The 17,864-nt window shown below is 48.0% G+C and carries 16 protein-coding genes; 11 read left to right on the forward strand and 5 right to left on the reverse strand.

Features of this window, described 5'->3' with window-relative positions:
- Positions 1-92 precede the first annotated feature (92 nt).
- The 10 genes from ACKU41_RS16685 to recJ all read left to right on the forward strand — a co-directional run bounded on the left by ACKU41_RS16685 (position 93) and on the right by recJ (position 10,044).
- A complete protein-coding gene (locus ACKU41_RS16685; protein ID WP_319778666.1) occupies positions 93-950 on the forward strand; it encodes a ribonuclease H-like domain-containing protein in 858 nt (285 codons plus the stop codon).
- A 270-nt stretch (positions 951-1,220) separates the two neighbouring features.
- The gene (locus ACKU41_RS16690) at positions 1,221-2,210 is read left to right on the forward strand and encodes a class I SAM-dependent methyltransferase (RefSeq protein WP_319778667.1); all 990 of its coding nucleotides are present in this window, start codon (positions 1,221-1,223) and stop codon (positions 2,208-2,210) included.
- Positions 2,211-2,333: 123 nt separating this feature from the next.
- Positions 2,334-3,536 carry a DEAD/DEAH box helicase gene (locus ACKU41_RS16695; RefSeq protein WP_319778668.1) on the forward strand — a complete coding sequence of 401 codons (1,203 nt, stop codon included), beginning with the start codon at positions 2,334-2,336 and terminating at the stop codon, positions 3,534-3,536.
- A 40-nt stretch (positions 3,537-3,576) separates the two neighbouring features.
- Positions 3,577-4,866, forward strand: coding sequence for a tRNA (N(6)-L-threonylcarbamoyladenosine(37)-C(2))-methylthiotransferase MtaB (gene mtaB / locus ACKU41_RS16700; RefSeq protein ID WP_321402376.1), 1,290 nt, complete (start codon positions 3,577-3,579; stop codon positions 4,864-4,866).
- Positions 4,867-4,973: 107 nt separating this feature from the next.
- Positions 4,974-5,855: a YicC/YloC family endoribonuclease gene (locus ACKU41_RS16705; protein ID WP_321402378.1), complete on the forward strand. Its 882-nt coding sequence runs from the start codon at positions 4,974-4,976 to the stop codon at positions 5,853-5,855.
- A gap of 6 nt (positions 5,856-5,861) precedes the next feature.
- Complete coding sequence (locus tag ACKU41_RS16710) at positions 5,862-6,125, forward strand: DUF370 domain-containing protein (protein WP_394700631.1); 264 nt, start codon at positions 5,862-5,864, stop codon at positions 6,123-6,125.
- Positions 6,118-6,750: a guanylate kinase gene (gene gmk / locus ACKU41_RS16715; protein ID WP_321402380.1), complete on the forward strand. Its 633-nt coding sequence runs from the start codon at positions 6,118-6,120 to the stop codon at positions 6,748-6,750. Before ACKU41_RS16710 ends, gmk begins: the two co-directional genes overlap by 8 nt.
- A gap of 10 nt (positions 6,751-6,760) precedes the next feature.
- Complete coding sequence (gene pyrF / locus ACKU41_RS16720) at positions 6,761-7,453, forward strand: orotidine-5'-phosphate decarboxylase (RefSeq protein WP_319778673.1); 693 nt, start codon at positions 6,761-6,763, stop codon at positions 7,451-7,453.
- A 12-nt stretch (positions 7,454-7,465) separates the two neighbouring features.
- On the forward strand, positions 7,466-8,290 hold the full coding sequence (locus tag ACKU41_RS16725) for a tetratricopeptide repeat protein (RefSeq protein WP_319778674.1): 825 nt from the start codon (positions 7,466-7,468) through the stop codon (positions 8,288-8,290).
- 20 nt (positions 8,291-8,310) lie between these two features.
- Positions 8,311-10,044 (forward strand): single-stranded-DNA-specific exonuclease RecJ, encoded by a 1,734-nt coding sequence (recJ, locus tag ACKU41_RS16730; RefSeq protein ID WP_321402384.1) that lies wholly within the window; start codon positions 8,311-8,313, stop codon positions 10,042-10,044.
- Positions 10,045-10,137: 93 nt separating this feature from the next.
- Here recJ and ACKU41_RS16735 read toward each other — a convergent pair whose 3' ends face one another.
- Genes ACKU41_RS16735 through ACKU41_RS16750 form a run of 4 tightly spaced genes read right to left on the reverse strand, consistent with a single transcriptional unit; the run spans position 10,138 to position 14,025 of the window.
- Positions 10,138-10,968 (reverse strand): hypothetical protein, encoded by an 831-nt coding sequence (locus tag ACKU41_RS16735; RefSeq protein WP_319778676.1) that lies wholly within the window; start codon positions 10,966-10,968, stop codon positions 10,138-10,140.
- Positions 10,943-11,881, reverse strand: coding sequence for an alpha-L-glutamate ligase-like protein (locus tag ACKU41_RS16740; protein ID WP_321402386.1), 939 nt, complete (start codon positions 11,879-11,881; stop codon positions 10,943-10,945). Before ACKU41_RS16740 ends, ACKU41_RS16735 begins: the two co-directional genes overlap by 26 nt.
- Before the next feature lies 1 nt (position 11,882).
- Positions 11,883-13,448 carry an inactive transglutaminase family protein gene (locus tag ACKU41_RS16745; protein WP_319778680.1) on the reverse strand — a complete coding sequence of 522 codons (1,566 nt, stop codon included), beginning with the start codon at positions 13,446-13,448 and terminating at the stop codon, positions 11,883-11,885.
- A gap of 46 nt (positions 13,449-13,494) precedes the next feature.
- A complete protein-coding gene (locus ACKU41_RS16750) occupies positions 13,495-14,025 on the reverse strand; it encodes a RimK/LysX family protein (protein WP_319778681.1) in 531 nt (176 codons plus the stop codon).
- Between the two features lie 245 nt (positions 14,026-14,270).
- Between ACKU41_RS16750 and ACKU41_RS16755 the strand changes: the two genes are divergently transcribed.
- Complete coding sequence (locus ACKU41_RS16755; RefSeq protein ID WP_319778682.1) at positions 14,271-14,987, forward strand: DUF4198 domain-containing protein; 717 nt, start codon at positions 14,271-14,273, stop codon at positions 14,985-14,987.
- Positions 14,988-15,115: 128 nt separating this feature from the next.
- Here the strand turns inward: ACKU41_RS16755 and ACKU41_RS16760 are convergent, their stop codons facing one another.
- Positions 15,116-17,845 (reverse strand): ATP-binding protein, encoded by a 2,730-nt coding sequence (locus tag ACKU41_RS16760; protein WP_321402391.1) that lies wholly within the window; start codon positions 17,843-17,845, stop codon positions 15,116-15,118.
- Between the last annotated feature and the right edge of the window lie 19 nt (positions 17,846-17,864).

The raw sequence follows: 17,864 nt of genomic DNA on the forward strand, positions 1-17,864 counted from the left end.
CGTACGGTTATTGCCCGTTATGCAGGGGTTTCACTGTGCTGGGTACGGTGTATATTTATGTTAACTAATTGAAAGCAGGGCTGTTTGATAAAATGCTCGAAAGAACTTTTTGCCATCTCAAAGGAATAGGAAGCAGTACAGAAGCCAAGATATGGCAGGCTGGCGTGAACAATTGGAATGATATTCTGGACGGTGTAGACACCCCTCTTTCCGATACCAAAAAAAATGATCTGGAAAAGGGCTGCGGTGAATCAAAGCAGAAACTTGAAGAGTATGATGCCAATTGGTTTGCCGATCGTCTTCCAGCTTCTGACCAGTGGCGGCTGTATTCGCATTTCCGGGATAATGTAGCCTACATTGATATAGAAACCACCGGAACCGATGCCCACAATTGTGATATCACCACCATAGCGCTCTGGAACGGCAAAGAAATCAAGACCTACGTACAGGGTAAAAATCTTTATGAATTCGAGGATGAAATTGCCCGCTATCCGTTGATAGTCAGTTTTAACGGAAAGTGCTTTGATGTTCCGTTCATTGAAAAATATTTCGGCCTGAAAGTTGAGGCTGCCCATATCGACTTGCGTTTTGTGTTTCGTGCCTTGGGCATTACCGGAGGCTTGAAAGGCATTGAACACTATTTCGGTATGGATCGTGGTGATGCGGAAGGTTTGGACGGTTATTTTGCTGTCCTGCTTTGGAATGAATATGAGATGAACGGTGATGAACGCGCTCTTGATACTTTGCTGGCTTATAACGTGCTGGACAGTGTTAATCTGGAAAATCTTATGATCAAGGGGTATAATCTTCATATTGAAAGATTTCCCCAGCATGATCTCGAGCCGATTGCCGAGAAGGTTGAACCTTTGAACCCTTACAAAGCTCACCGGGAGGTGGTCGAGGGAATAAGGGCAAAATATTCCGGGGAAGGATCGTTCCGCAGATTTTGATTTTTATAGCGGAACAAAGCCATTTCTTCCACTTGGACAAAATGGAATTTTTTTCCTGAAAGGCCGTTTTCAAATCCGAAAACGGCCTTTTCTTTATATTTTCAAAAATAAAATATATATTTAATTTAGTATGTTATAGTGTTGTGTAGAGTTTTTATACACTCCTGAATCCTCTTGCTTAATAATTGGGAACAGTCTGTGCATTTCACCGTGCAGTAGGTAAAGCATGCCTTTATGGTTTTAATAATGATGTTCGCAAGGAGTGTTGAAATGCAGGAACAGAGCACAGTTGAGATAAATAAGATTCACCACGCGTTCATGGGCCCGGAAGAGATGGTCATAGATCCATCGCTATATTCTGACAGTTCGTTGCTTGCAGATGTGGACCGCATGAGTGATCCTTCGGTCAGGATCTCAGATTCCATGATTATGGGTATGGTTCTCAAATTTTTCTATTGCTACGTGCATAAGGGCGGTTTTGATCAGCCTGTTGCCCTTGAAGAAGTGAGCAAGCTGTGTGAAATGTTCAGTCGTCACCGGAGTCTTAATGAGCCTGATGACGACATTGAGCTGATGAATTACCTGCGTCAGTGGTCTTTTTCTTTGCGTATGCTTGCGGACATAACCAAGACCAGCCATATCATCCGTTCCATCGTGACCCAGAATATTGCTCCTAATCTTCTTGAACAGGACGAATACGTAGGGCTGGACATAGGTACCGGAACCGGAATCCTGCTCCTTGCCCAGTATATCCATGCCCGCCGCAACGGTTTTAAGGAGATAACCCTTTACGGTATTGAATATGATAAAATGGTCGGCTTGCAGAGCTATAAAATTTTTACACAACTTGGAATTGCCGAAATAATTCTCGGTGATGCCCGTGATGCCAAGAATTATGCACCGCTGGCCAACAAAACGGTGACCTTTGTTTCCAACGAAACCGTGGCTGCCATGCATCAGCCTCTACGCCGTGAACATTTCGTCTCCATCTGCAAGACTCTTTTTCGCACCATAGGAAAGAATATTAAAGATGCGGCTTTCTTCCCTGAAGGATTAATCGCTTTCTGCAAAGATATGAATGTCTCCGTACTGCTGGCGAAAAATACCGCTTTTCAGGGACCCAAAGAATATCATGAGATGAATCTTTTTCCACAAGGCATCATAATTGAAGGAAATATTGTTCCCCTGCATCAGCTTGGCGAAGAATTGCTGCCCTATCTTTCCGAATGGGCCCAGCGTAGTCTGCCGCGCAGGTGGTAGAATCCGGCACTTTACACAGCATCATAAATATATAATGATCCGCGCGCCTCGCAAGGGGCGCGCTTTTTTGTTTTGAATGCCCCTCTCTTTCAATGATGTTATAGTTCCTTTATGGAGTTCCGTTTGAGTTTCGACCAGTTTAAATTTGACATGCGCCTTGTTTCCGGTATTCGCAGTGCCGGGTACGAGGTTCCGACCCCTGTGCAGTTAAGGGCTATCCCCGTAGTGCTTCAGGGACGTGATGTTATGGGGCTGGCTCAGACCGGAACGGGTAAGACTGCCGCTTTTGTCCTGCCTGTTCTGCAACGGTTGCTCAATGCGGGAGCGGAAAAACGCGGTCCGGCACGGGTGCTTGTTCTATCCCCGACTCGAGAGCTGGCTTTGCAGACTCATGAGGCTTTTATTGAATTGGGTAGGCAGACCGGAATTCGCAGTGCAGCGGTTTATGGCGGTGCAGGTATCGGCAGACAGGCCAAAGAAGTCAAAAAAGTCACTGTGGTCAATGCCACTCCCGGCAGGTTGCTTGACCTGCATGAACGGGGCGAGATCGATTTATCACAAGTTGATACCCTTATTTTAGATGAAGCGGACCGTATGCTCGATATGGGCTTCATGGATGAAGTGGAAAAGATACTCGGCATATTGCCTGCCAGTCGTCAGAATCTGATGTTTTCGGCTACCATGCCTGATGAAATCAGCAGGCTTTCACAAAATATTCTCCGTGATCCAGAAGTTGTCCGGGTGGCGGTAACTGTAAGTGCGGACGGGGTAAGCCACTACAGTTGTCCTGTGCCCCTGCATTTGAAGCAGAGTTTCCTGAAAGTTCTGCTCAAGGAAATTGAATTTGAGCGGGTGCTGGTTTTTGTACGCACCAAACGTTGGGCCAGAAGACTTGCCCAGCGTCTGATCAAAGGCGGTCTGGCTGCTGCGGACCTGCATGGCGATCTTTCCCAGAGCAAGCGTAACCGGACACTCAGCGGCTTCAAGTTCGGTGATTTCAAAGTGCTGGTAGCTACGGATCTTGCCGCCCGGGGCATTGACTGTTCTAATATTTCCCACGTCATTAATTATGATATGCCGGACAATGTTGAGATTTTCATTCACCGCACCGGCAGGACCGGACGGGCCGAGACTAAAGGTATTGCTTATACCTTTGTTGCGGATGAAGACAGAACTCGCCTTACTGAAATAGAGGAATCCCTGGGGTACGGGCTGGAACTTTTTTATCTGGATAAATTCAATTACAGCGCACCCAAGCCTGACTTCAGCGTTTCAGAAGATACAAAAGGGTGTAAAAAAATCAGCACCCAGTCAAAAAAGAAATAGTTTTATATATCGAGGCTCCATGATAAAAGGAGCGGATAATATGGACATGGTAATGAAAAAATTCTGGATCACCACCTTAGGTTGCAAGATCAACCAGTATGAAAGCGAATCAGTGCGTGAGCGCTGGCTGCGTATGGGATACGAGCAGGCTGAGAATGATGCCGAGGCCCATGAGATTGTCATCAACTCCTGCGCTGTGACTGCTGCGGCCCTGCGTGATTTGCGACAGACAGTACGTGGCATCAACCGCCGTAACCCTGAAGGAAAAATTATCATTGCCGGATGTGCTGCACAGGTTTTTGCAAAAGAGCTTGCTGAACTCCCCGGGGTTGCTGATGTCATTCCGCAGGAACGTAAATTCGAGTTGCTCAAGCTTGAAGATCAGCCTGAAATCTCTGAGGGGCATACTCTTTTCCAGCCTTTTGAGATCGATGATTATGAACGCTCAAGGGCGGTGGTCAAAGTGCAGGACGGCTGTTCGCATCGTTGCACCTACTGCATTGTGCCCATCACCAGAGGGCCGAGTGTGAGCCGTTCGGCTGATGATGTTCTCAATGAAATTTCCCGTCTGCTTGATTCCGGGTTCCGGGAAATGATTATCAGCGGCATCAACCTCAGTCATTACGGACGCGAGTTTGATGAGAGTTTTGATTTCTGGGATCTCATGAAACTCATCGAAGATGAGTTCGGCGCAGAGTGGGGCGGGCGCGCAAGACTGCGTATCAGTTCTCTTGAGCCGGGCCAGCTCAATGAGCGGGCGTTGGAAGTTTTTTCAAAATCCAATCTGATCTGCCCTCAGCTGCATCTTTCCCTGCAAAGCGGTGACCGTGCGGTGCTTAAACGCATGGGCCGGGGGCATTACAAGCCGGAAGATGTGTTGGTCTTTTTGGATAAACTTAAGGACGTATGGCCTGTTTTCGGCCTTGGAGCGGATATTTTGACCGGTTTTCCCGGAGAAACCGAGGAAGAATTTAAAAATACGCTTGAATTTTGCCGTAAACTGCCCCTATCTTATGCGCATGTCTTTCCGTATTCTGTCCGTCCGGGGACTGCTGCGGCTTCCATGAAAGGGCAGCTGGACGGGCCGACAAAAAAGGAACGGGGCCGGATTCTGCGTGAAATGATAGAAGAAAAGAAGCAGGAATTTCTGCACCAAATTTCGAAAATGGACTCGCTTAAAGTCCTTTTTCAAAACAAAAACAAGGGTATCTGCGAATTTTATTCCACCTGTATTCTGGAAGAAGGATTCGAAAACAAAGTGCCCCGTGATTTAATTGAAGTAAAACCCGTCGCTGCAAGCAAAGACAGCCTGACGGTAAAAATAAAATAAACAAATTTACCTCGGCGAAGCCCGATAAGAGTTTTTGGGATTCTTAAACCTTTTTTTAAAAATGGTTTAAGCTCTCGGATATCCGCCGGAGGCAAAAGGAGCAATAAATGCCCGTAAGTATGACCGGATTTGGTCGCGCTGAGACCACCGAAGACAAATGGAGCCATGTTTGGGAAATCCGTAGCGTTAATTCACGTTTTCTGGATTTGAAATGGCGTCTGCCCAATTCCCTGCGCGGTTATGAATCCCGCTGGGAAAAAATTGTAAGAAAGTACGGCTCCCGCGGTCGGGTGGATTTGTCCCTCAATCTGGAAGTTTTCAGCACCGAACTGCTGGGGATAAGCCTGAACCAGCTGCAGGCCAAAGCAATGATTGATCAGCTTAAAGATATGGCTGTTGCGGACGGCGTGGAATTCACCCCGGACTACAACAGGCTTTTTAATATTTCCGGCCTGTGGCGCGACGCTTCCAGCGAACCTGATCCTCAGCTCGCCGAGTCCATCAGCGCGGGCCTTGAGAAGGCTTTGGCTAACTGGAAAGAATCCAGAGAAGACGAAGGTGCCGATCTCGTGCGTGATCTTGAAGAGCGTTTTACCCTGCTCAGGGAATACGCTGAGAAGGTTAAGGTCAAGGTTCCTGAAATTCTGGAGACCAAGCGTGAAGCCCTGATCGAAAGAGTAAAAGGCAACATGGAGAATCTCGGTGCCGAATACATTGAGGACCGTATGGTACAGGAAGTAGCCATCCTGACCGATAAGCTGGATGTTTCCGAAGAAATTACGAGACTGGATGCCCATCTGGAGCGTATTTTTGAAGTCCTGCGCGGTAACAAGGATGCCGGTAAGCGTCTTGATTTTCTGCTGCAGGAAACCTTCAGGGAAATCAATACCTGCGGTAACAAATGTCAGGATTCAGAAGTGAGCAGGATTGTGGTCGAATTCAAGGCCGAACTTGAAAAATGTCGTGAACAGGTTCAAAACATTGAGTAATCTGGCATGATGCAGAAGCAGACCTTATTAAATATCGGATTCGGTAATTTTGTTGTTTCAAGTCGGGTTATCGCCATCGTCAACCCTTCTTCTTCGCCCATGCGCAGATTGCGTGAAGACGCAAGGCAGGAAGGCCGGCTGGTGGATGCCACGCAGGGCCGTAAAACCCGTTCCATCATTGTTACCGATTCCAATCATGTTATCCTTTCAGCTATTCAGGCTGAAACCATTGGTCACCGTTACACCTCCGAGGAGGGCGACAATGACTGATATCCCGGCTCCGAAGCAGAAAGGGCAGGTGCTGGTCCTCTGTGCTCCGTCCGGTACCGGAAAGAGTACTCTCGTAAAAAAGCTGCGCGGGGAATTCCCGCAGGTCGGTTTTTCCATTTCCTGTACCACACGTAATCCGCGTGAAGGTGAAGAGGACGGCAAGGATTACTTTTTTCTGAGTGTCGATGAATTCAATGAAAAGTTGGAAGCCGGGGAATTTGCGGAATGGGCCGAGGTCCACGGCAATTTCTACGGCACCCCGAAAAAACCGGTGGAAAAGATGCTCTTCAAGGGCATGGATATTCTGTTTGACATTGATTTTCAGGGCTGTATGCAGTTGATGGAATCCATGCCGGAGGGTATTTTTGTTTTCCTGATGCCCCCGTCCTACGGGGAGTTGCGCAAGAGACTTGAAGGACGCAATACCGACACCGAACATATCATTAATCGCCGTATGCGTAATGCCATGGAGGAAATGGCTTCCGCCCCGAAATTCGAGTACTGGATTGTGAATGATAATCTGGAAAAGGCTTACGCGGAACTTAGGGCCATTTACCTTGCCGGAAAAAACCGCCCCTGTAGTAATCCGGGGCTTCTTGAAAGTATCTTAAGTACATGGGAATAAAGGGAGTAATATGTCTGAATTAGTTGTTGCCCTCGATTTTAAAGATGCACAAAGCGCAATTGAAATGGCTGAAAAAGTACGCGGCGTGGCCCCTTGGGTGAAAGTCGGGCTGGAACTTTTTTGCGCTGAAGGTCCTGAGATAATTACACGGTTCAAGGAAATGGGTTTTAAGGTCTTTGTGGACCTGAAATTTTTTGACATTCCCAATACAGTGAAAGGTGCGGTGCGTTCCGCCACCCGTGCAGGGGCTGATATGCTCAGCCTGCACGCTCTTGGAGGGGAGCGCATGGCACTAGCCGCCCGTGAAGGCCGTGCCGAGGGAGCTGGTGGATCCGAGGGACCGCTGCTTATGGCTATTACCATTCTGACCAGCATGGATGAGGAAGATATTCCTTTTCCGGTTCCTGATGGATTAGGTTCCGCTGTGCTTGATCTGGCTCTTGCTTCATCGCAGGCCGGGCTGGACGGCGTGGTCTGTTCCGGTCTTGAAGTCGAAGCCATCAAGGAAAAATGCGGCAAGGATTTTCTGGCCCTTACTCCGGGCATCAGGCCCGCATCTGTTTCCGATGACCAACGTAGGGTGGTTACTCCATCTCAGGCAGTTGAACGCGGTTCAAATTTTCTCGTAGTCGGCAGGCCGATTACCGGAGCGGATGAACCTGCGAAAGCCGCACAAAGGATTGTTGCTGAAATGAATTCATAATGAGGGGCGTATATGGCTGCCAACCGAATTAGCGGTGTTTTTTCTTCAAGTACCGAATCAACTGTAGGAACCGGAACGACCAGCCGTCAGACCGTGCAGAAAACCTATTGGTTTGTGCAGGAAAAGGATAGTGGTGCTTTGGAAGTGCAGCCCTTGAATAGTAATAATGTTCCTTCCGGTCCGAAACTCATGGTCGAGCGCGATAAATTCCTTGATAACTATAACCCTGAGCCGGAGTACTTTATAGAGATTGTCAAGCCGAGCATGGAAGCGCTTGAGGGCAACATTAAACGCGGAGAAGGGCACCGCGCAAGCGGTGAAAGCTACAGCGCGGAATATGAATTCGGGCATGCCATTGATATCGATGAAGAGAATGTGCGGGCCAATTTCGGCCTCGGGCTGACCTATCTTGAGCGCGGTGAGACCGGGCGGGCGGAGGATGTCTTCCGCAGACTGGTAGGCATCGGGGCTATTTATGAGCCGCAGCACAAACATCTTTTTAATGATTTCGGTATCAACCTGCGCCGGAACGGTATGATCGACCAGGCTCTTGAGTATTACCATAAAGCCGAGGAACTCAGTAAGCACGATGAGAATCTCTGCCTGAATATTGCCCGGGCTTATTACGAAAAGGGTCAATTTGAGAATTGCATCGAGTATATTAAAAAATCACTGAAGATTAACCCTGAACTGGAAGAAGCGATCATGTTCTGGGGCTACCTGAAGAACAATGGTTATCTATCTGACGAAGATGATGATCTGAATCTTGATTTTGACGATTTTCAGGAAAAGCAGGAAAAAGAAGGCCCTATTGCCGGCCTTGAGATTGATTTTTAGCTGATTTCACGGAGACTGTTTTGCCCAAAATATGGAAGCTGCGAAGCGAGGAAGAATTGCCTTCCTCTATCCCCGCTATTGCCGATGAACTAGGTATCACCGAACTTCTTGCGGAAATTCTTTGGCATCGCGGCTTTCAGAGCCGTGAGGATATGAACCTTTTCCTCTCTCCGGGCTTACGTAACCTCTGCAAACCTACTGAAATTCCCGGTCTGGAATTGGCCGCCCAAGTAATTGCCGATGGTCTTGCCCAGGGGAAAAAAATGGCTGTCTGGGGCGATTATGATGTGGACGGGGTGACCTCAACCGCCGTAGTAAAAACTTTCCTTTCCGACCGTGGCTATAAATGCGGTCACTACCTGCCTAACCGTCTGGAGGAAGGCTACGGCCTTAATGTGGATGGTATCAAAAAACTTCACGGGCAGGGTATAGACCTGCTTTTGACTGTTGACTGCGGGATTACCAACAATGCTGAAATTGCGGCTGCCAATGAGCTGGGCATGACCGTAGTTGTTTCCGACCACCACCTTCCCGGTGAAGAACTTCCCCCGGCTGCAGCCATCTGCAATCCCCGTCTTACAGAATATAACGGACAGACTTTTGAGGACTGCCCGTGTGCTGCTTTGGCAGGGGTGGGCGTGGCCTTCATGCTTATGGCGCAGGTTAACAGGCTGTTGCCCGGTGATCCGGTGGATGTACGTGCCTATCTGGATTTTGTGGCCCTTGGTACCATTGCCGATGTGGTGGAACTGCAGGGCCAGAACCGTATTCTGGTTAAAAACGGCCTTCTCATGCTCAAGGAGGCCAAGCGTCCCGGACTTGCCGCTCTTAAGGTGGTCAGCGGATATGATATGTTTGCTGCTATCGGTGCCGGACAGGTAGGCTTTGGGCTGGCTCCGCGTATCAACGCTTCGGGCAGGATGGGAGATCCCGGCCGGGCGCTCCAGCTTCTGATGGCTGAGGATATGGAAACCGCCCGTCCCATTGCCAAGGTGCTTGATGATTTGAATACCGAGCGCAGGGCCGAGGAAGACCGTATTCTGCAGGAAGCAATCGCGCAGGCCGAAGAGCATATCAAGCGTGACAACCGGGCCGGATTGGTCCTTTATTCCAAGAACTGGCATCCGGGCATTATCGGCATTGTGGCTTCCCGTGTGGTAGAAAGATTTTACCGTCCCACAGTTATGCTTTGTGAAGAGGACGGGATTGTTAAAGGTTCAGCCCGTTCCATCAAGGAATTTCATATCCACGAAGGTTTGACCTCCATGTCTGAATTGTTTCTCAATTTCGGGGGCCATAAACTGGCTGCCGGCATGTCCTTCAAAGCCGACCTTCTTTCCGAATTCCGGGAAAGATTTGATCAGGCCGTAATCGATAAGATAGGTTCCGAACCGCTTAAGGCCTCGCTCAAGGTTGACCGTGAGTTGCCGCTGGAAAAGATTGATTACGTACTGCTCAAGGAACTGGAACTCATGCAGCCTTTCGGCATGGGCAACCCGGAGCCTGTTTTCACAACTCCTCCAGTTGAAATTCTGGAACGCCGTCCCATGGGCAAGGCCCATGTCAAACTCACAGTCACTGATAAAGAAAAGACCCGCCGGATGCCTGCCAAGGCATGGCGCATGGCCGAAGAACTAGGGTCCGAACTTATCGGGACCACTATGCGTTTCGCTTTTTCGCCAAAAATCGATAAGTTTAACGGCATCCCGACCATTGAACTTACTATTCGGGATTATACCCGAAGAAGGCAGTGAAGTTGATGCGCTACGCGCGTTTTCGATTTGATTTAGCCCCCGGCGTCCAAAGGACCTAAGGCCCTTTGGAATACATATCAGTGGGTTTGGTTTTTAACTCAACCGTTCAATATCAATAAATTCAGTAGTAGCCGTATGGACTTTGAAACGGTGTCCGTTGATCTCGATCAGCGGAGTGCCCAGCGGAATTTCCATGGTCTGGCGGTTAACCACCTTGGGACGGCTGCCCCCTTCCAGATGGCGGATTTCAAAGAGGATGGTCATTCCTTTTTTGCCCAGAAACCTGATCACGTAGTGTTGCTCTGAATCGGGCAGGACGTTGGTTCTGACTACTTTTTTGAATCTTAGTTTTTTGGGGTTTGTTTCTGTCTGCACCTTTCTGAATACATTTTTTCTTTCTGTCGGGAGCAGTATTGTTTTGGAAAGAGTTCCGTCTTCATCCAGCGTACCGTAAAATGAATTCAGCAGAATTGCACCGCCGGTCTGGGGAGAGTCCATGAACTCGTATGTTACATTGGAATAGCCGTTCAAGGTCAGGGGCGGGTTCTTATCCCTGGTCAGCAGCGTGATTTTGAAATCTCTCGTGCACTGCATTTTGGGCAGGGTGATAATCTCTTCATCATACTGCAGGAAGCGCAGAATGTCTGCTCCTGCGGGATAGGAAATTCGCGCTCCGGTATTCATGCTCTGGGAACGTACCTTACGTACCCTGCGTTGGTCCTGCCGGCGGAGCAGTTTTATATTCAGGCGGACCTCATTCCTGCCCAAGGGTGCTTTTTCCTTTGCTATCTTTGCCGGAAGGGGCGGAGCAGGGGGTATAATAAGTTTAGGCTGCTGTTTGCAGCCTCCCAGCATGCACACCAATCCGAGAATGAGGATAGGGAGCAGGCGTTGAATTTTATGATCCGAAATTATCCAATGCATATTTAATCCGTTGAGTTTCAGTGTGCAGGTCCTTATGAACTCGGTCTATTTCATTCAGCCTGTGTTGCAGGCCACACTTATTTGCAACCTGAATAGCCAGCCCCGGACGGGCATTGAGTTCAAGGATCAGTGGCCCCAGATTTTTGTCCAGCACAATATCTACGCCGAGATAGCCAAGACCGGTGACGCTGTAGCCCAGTGCGGCCTGCTTGAGCAGTTCCGGCCAGTCCGGGATGGCAACTCCGGCAATGGGATGCAGGGTGTCAGGATGATGGGTGCAGTTGTCGTTTTTCCAGACAGCGCTTGTGGTCATACCTGTACGCATGTCTATTCCACAGCCCATGGCACCCTGATGCAGGTTGGCCTTGCCGTCTGATTCCCGCGTGGGCAGGCGGAGCATAGCCATGGCCGGGACGCCCTTGTAGACGATGATACGTATATCCGGGACTCCTTGATAAGCGATGTCTTTGAAGACGGGGGCGAACTGCACGCAGTATTCGACCATAGCTTTGTCCGGCATGCCGCCGAGGCTGTACATTCCGCTGAGTATGTTTGAAATATGGAATGAAATGATATCTTCTGCGACAAGAGAATCATCTGGTTTGCGAAAGCGCGGGCCTAGCTTTCCGGTAATGACCAGAATACCGTTTCCTCCGGCTCCACGTGCAGGCTTGACCACAAACGAATCGTATTTTTCCAGCAGCTGGGGAAGTCTTTTCAGCTCGTGCTGGGCCTGGAATACACCGTAAAGCTCCGGCACATTCAGTCCTGCGGCCAGAGTCAATTCCTTGGTCGTGATCTTGTCATCTACCAGCGGGTAGAGCCTGCGCGGGTTATTGGGCAGCACGTATGCGCCGTTACGGGCATTGAGACCCATGACCCCGAATTTTTTTAGTTTACCGAACCAGCCCATTTTACCCCTCCTTGAGGAAAGCCCGGAAACGGATCAGGTCGAGCAGCCGGAATCCTGTATAGCGCCCGATCATCAGAGTCAAGCCTAGCAGTACTAGAAACAGTTCAGGGAATACGAAAATAAGGTGCTCGATAAACAGGTTGCTCATGGCGATGTAGGCCAGCACAGCCACAGCCATTGAGCCGATACATTGCTGGATTGCTTTCCATGCCCCGAGTTCATCCCACATGATGGAGATACGTTCAATGGTCATGCTTAAAATTACCATGGGAAACAGGCTGACCGAGACTCCGCGAGGAAAACCCAGTTTGAAACTGATGATACTGATTCCGGCCATGAGCAGCACAACAACGATCAGCACACAGGCCAGGCGGGGGACCAGCAGCAGTTTCAGGTGTTCCAGATATAAGCGCACTGCCAGCCCGAGGATGATGACAATGGAAAAAAGACACAGCCCCCAGAGCAGCTGAGTTTCGCGGAAAGACAGGGCGATAAGTACTGGCATGAATGTACCGAAGGTGGTGATGCCGATCACGTTGCGTAGAAAGACCAGCAGCAGTACGCCGATGGGAATCAGCAGAATGACCCGGTATGTTGCCTGTGCCTGCACCGGAAGGTTGAACAGGGAAAATTCCAGTATAGTCGGTGCGGTGACGGCAAGACGGTCAACCACATTTCCCAGTGAGCTGACTGTTGCCGGAACAACTGAAAGGGTAACATTCAGGTTGTTTCCTCCGCTTACTGTTGCCAGAGGAGCGTTGCCGCGCCACCATGTTACAAAGTTCACCGGGGTGCCGAAAGTTCCTTTGGTCACGTCAAACATGTGCCATGTTTCGTTGTGGTAAAGCTCCAACCAGTGTTTGATTATCGCGTTGTTTGAGGTGGTAAGGGTTATGCCGTGTACGGACTGGGCCGGAATTCCGGAAAAGTGCAGCAGGCGAACAGCCATGTTCACCGCCCCCAATGTATTCTTGTTGTCTCGCAGCAGGTATGCTGCATCCTGATTTTGTGACGGCGACATAAGCCGGTTCATGAGTTGGGGGACAAAAGTTTCTATGTCTGCTGATTCACTTCCCACCTCAGTGATCAGCGAGTTGGCGGCAACCTGTTCCGCTTCAGTAAATTGCGGGTCTCGCAGTCTGGGGATTTCTGTGGGATGAACCCAGCTTTTTTCTTTGTTGCCCTGTTCCGGCCTCAGGCGGGCGGAATAGAACAGGTCCTGTTTGCCTTTGGCAGAACGTCTGGACCAGATTGCGACGATATTATCTGAGTTACGGTTCTGCTGTGTTGTACCGTCTGCGGACTGCAGTACATGCAGCAAACCGTAGTCGTCACCGATGTAATATTCGTCGGTGACAATGAATTTCGGCAGGCGGTTCAGGGTTTGCAGACTGACTTTGACCGGACTGCCCGTGGCTTCAAAAGAAACATGGGCTTCCACGTTCCATATTTCAGTCTGCTCTTCCGCCGTTAGGGGGAATCCGAGCACAAAGGCTTTATAACTGAATATGCCAAGCCCTACGCAGAGGAGTATGGCTACAAGTATTTTTAGCTGAATGGAATTCATGACAAGACTCCCGGAATAAACCGGTTTTTATAACTACTGTAATTTATTATTGGTCTGAAGTGCTGAGTCGGTGGTGGCGTGAAGAGTCAATAAGAATGCCATGACGTAATTCTTTTCTACCGATGAGCATTTTGTATGAAAAATTGGTCCGGTCGGTCAGGTTGACAAGGGCTTCTAATTTTTGGGGTCCGATCTGGAGCTGAACCGGTATAACAGGCCTGCGCTGGTAGCCGTAAGGCCGTTTTTTGATACGGACTATACGGGCATAGGGGCAGGTTATACGCTGGGTTTTGCCGTGCTGGTCCGTGAGGGTAAAAGAAACCTTTTTGTTGTTTTTATTGATGACAATATCAGTGGCATGCAGTGAAGAACTGTCCGCCCCGGTATCCATTTTGGCTTCCATGGTGATGGGGGTTTCACGGTCCCATATTTTGATGGAAACATTTTCAATGTATCCGGCAACCACAGGCTGGTTTTGAGGTGTTATTTTCGGGGAGGCATCCTTTGCTGCGGCTACGCAGGAAGTGCCTGCTGTCAGGCTGATCAAGAGCAGAATTGATATGAAGATGGGGCGCATCGTAATCCTCTGATCGGCACGGAATCACGTGGCATAAACGGGATTCAGGCAGATTTTGTTCTCAATTTATAGTAAAAAAATTAATAAAAAACCAAACCGACCCCGGCAAATCTCTGCAACAATAAATAGGAAAGGTCAAGGGTACCCATAGATATTTAATTGTTGTTGACATTTGATTTTTGAATTTGTATTTCTCTTTTTAATAAAAATGAAAATCATTTTCATAATCAATAAGGAGAATGTTAATGAAAAAAATTGTTCTAGCAATGGCATTTGTCCTGGCATTTACCTCAGTTTGCTCTGCCCACGACATGTGGCTGGAGAAAAAAGGTCGCAAGGCCCATCTCATGTACGGGCATCCCGGTTCAACGGACTCTTATCCCATAAGCCGTATTACAGCTATGACCGGTATAAATGAAAATAATTGGAAAACAGCCTTGGAGCCTGTTTACAACAAGGGGGCTGCCTATGCATGGCTCGATGACGCATACACAATGCTGACTGTCGAGTTTGACAACAAGTACTGGTATCACACGGAAGAGGGTGGATGGCAGAATTTTGAATTTCCAAGACAGGTTTGCGGAAAAATTCTTGATGAAGGCCGTTCCTACAAGCTTTCAAAAACAATTCTCGAGTGGAAACCAGAGATGTCGAAACCCATCGGACAGCGCGCTGAAATAGTACCCCTCAAAGATCCAAGCAAGCTTAAAGAAGGAGATCTCCTTCCGGTTATGATGTTCTATGAAGGCAAGCCCATGCCCGCAGCCGGTGCCCGCATCTCCACAACATCCGACCGCACGGTTGAGCATCCTGAACTGGTCAATCTTAAAAATTCAAAACCTGTAAATGTAAAGATCGGACCAGCCGGGCGCCAGATTATTATTGGTAAATATGAAAAGCGTCTCGATGATACCCATCGTGTCTGGTACGCATTTTCCCTTACTTTCAGGACCGGCAAGTAGCACTTTTCCCGGTTCGCGCCGTCGATTGATTGCCTCCCCCGAATCTGATTCGGGGGAGGACTTTCTGTGGGTATTCAAATTTTATATTACAACTGTCTTGTAAGGGCTTACCTGTTTCAGCGCAGATTTCATGAATCTGTTTTGGAATTGCCTCCAATGGGCAGCTTGATAATGAAAGTTGTTCCTTGTCCTTCTTCCGATTCAATGTCGATGGTTCCGCCGTGTTTTTCGATAATGATGTCGTGGACTATAGCCAATCCCTGACCTGTTCCTTTGCCCACCTCCTTGGTGGTAAAGAATGGATCGAATATTTTATTCATGTTTTCTTTTGAAATTCCGCAGCCGGTATCTTTAATGATTATTTTTGCGAAAGGCGGTTCAAGTTGCGTGCTAACGGAGATTGTGCCTTTTTCGTTTTTATGCGTGTGTTCGGCGATGGCGTGGGCTGCGTTTACAATTACGTTCAGCAGCACTTGATTAATAGCTCCGGGCAGGCAGTAAACATAAGGCAGTTCCGGTTCAAGGTCGGTTTCAAGATCTGCGGCATATTTCCATTCGTTGCGGGAAACTTCAATGGTATTCTTGATAGCTTTGTTGATGTCTACAGCTTTGGCTTTTTCTTCTCCGGAGTGGGAAAAGTTTTTCATGGCCAGAACAATTGTAGCCACTCGTTTAACTCCTTCAAGAGCCCGGTCACAGGCCTTGATGGATTCAGCTCCTATGAATTCAAGGTCGATATCTTCTTTGTGCTCTTCAATTTCTTCAAGAATTTCCTTTCGTCCATCTGCAGATTTTTCGTTTATATACTTTTCATATATTTCAATGAGTTCCGTTATGTCGCTGTATGCTTCTTTAACAAAGCGAATGCTGTCGCCGACATACTGGATGGGAGTGTTTATTTCATGGGCAATCCCGGAGGCCAGCAGGCCGATTGATTCCAGTTTCTGCGCTATGCTCAGCTTTCTTTCAAGGTGTTTGCGTTCCGTAATGTCAAACACAACCTGTACCAGATGGGTCATGCCTCCGATATGAATTTCAAATAGATGGCGTGATACAGGAAGTGTGGATCCATCCTGCATGGTCAGGAGACCTTCTTCGTAAGAACCCTGTTCGTGCCAGTTGGGGCAAAGCAGGTCCTTTTCTCTGTTTGAGGTAAAGGTGAACTTGCTCTGGCAGGTACCATCGAGGATAGCATTACGGCTCAGGCCCAGAAGCTTTTCACCTACGCAGTTACAATCAACCATGAGGCCTTTTGTGGGGTCGAAAACGAATACCGCCGCACCGATGCCTTCAAATATGGTTCCAAGAAATTCCTGATGCTCCGCCTGTTGGATGAGTATTTTTTTCTGTTCCGAAATATCATGAACATTCGCCAGAATAACAATTTTTCCGTCCAGTTCTATTCGGTTTAAGGCCACTTCCACATCAAATTCCTGACCGTCACCGGGGCGTCTGGTTGTCCAGTCAAAAACAACTTCCTTTCCACCTGTAGTCAGCTGCCATTGGGTGTCCAGAATATCCAGATCCATGCTCGGAGCTGAAAAATCATCTTTGAAGGACATCTGGATGGCTGATCTCATATCAACTTGATATGTTTCAAGCATAGTGTCATTCACATCCTGTATCCGTCCTTTTGTGTCGTGGATGAATATGGAGTCGTGAGTGTTGTTGAAGATCATCCTCATGGCTTCTTCTGCTTTATGCCGTACCTGTACTTCGCGGGTTAAGGCCTCCGTGCGTTCTTTCAGGTCAGTCGTTCTCTGCTGCACTCTTGTTTCCAGCTCGTCATTGATCTGCATGAGGGCTTTTTCAGCGCGGCTGCGTGCTTCAATTTCATTTATCAGCTGATTGTTTTGCAATTTTATCTTTTGTGCCTGTTTTGCAGATTCATACACCATGATGTTAAGGTCAAGGTTGCGCGAATTGGTTCTAATAACGAAAAGACCTCCACCTAGAAGCAGTAAGGCCAGCAGGAGTATGAATATAAGTAGATTGAGTGGAGAAACAGCCCCTAATAGTTCTTTTTCGAGAGTTACTGTCAATAAATAGAATGGAGTCCCTTTTATTTGTGACCGAATAATCAGATTGTTGGTTTTCCCTTCCTCATCAGAAAGTTGCAGAGACAACTTGTATATTTTGTTGGATTGTGGCGGCCAGCCCTCAGCTATTTTTTGGGAAATTGCATGGGGGATATCATATAATGGTGAAAATATCTGCCTATCGTGAATCAGGTAAATCAGGCCATGGAAGTTTTTGGGTTCTGCCAGCGACATGAAGGGCATCACTGCCTTGGAATTCAAGCATGCCATAATGGTTCCGATTTGTTTGTTTCTGAATGTATAAGGAGTTACCAGAATGAAATGTTTTTCACCATCCTTGCTTTTGAATAGAATACGGACTTCTCCGGGCTGAAGATTTTCTGGTATTTTTATCAAACAGCTTTCGTCTTTGAAAACCGGGCCGTTGTTATCAGCGAGAATTTTTCCAGATTCAGTAACAAATGCTATGCGTGAGTATAACGGAATAGATTCAATTTGTTTGATTTCTTCTCTGCGTTTGAAAAGTTTGGAGATTTGTATGATATTGGCCTGCGTCCCGCCTGCTCCGGACATGCCCATGGCTTTGTTTTCAAAGTAATTTAAAAGTTCGTTGCTGGACGATATTTCAAGGAGGTCATTTTTTCTTTCGGAAAAGAAATGGCTGAATGAATCAGCTTCCCGTTTAGAGAATTCGCTGATGTGCTTAAGCGATGCTTCCCGCAATTTCATCTGCGAACTGTAGTTAATCCAGACAATTGATATAACGAAAATAAATATCAGACCAAGGGATGTCGGTATTGCTTTATTACTTTTTAACAAGTGACTTTCCTCTTTATCG

Source organism: Maridesulfovibrio sp. (assembly GCF_963678865.1).
Classification (GTDB): domain Bacteria; phylum Desulfobacterota; class Desulfovibrionia; order Desulfovibrionales; family Desulfovibrionaceae; genus Maridesulfovibrio.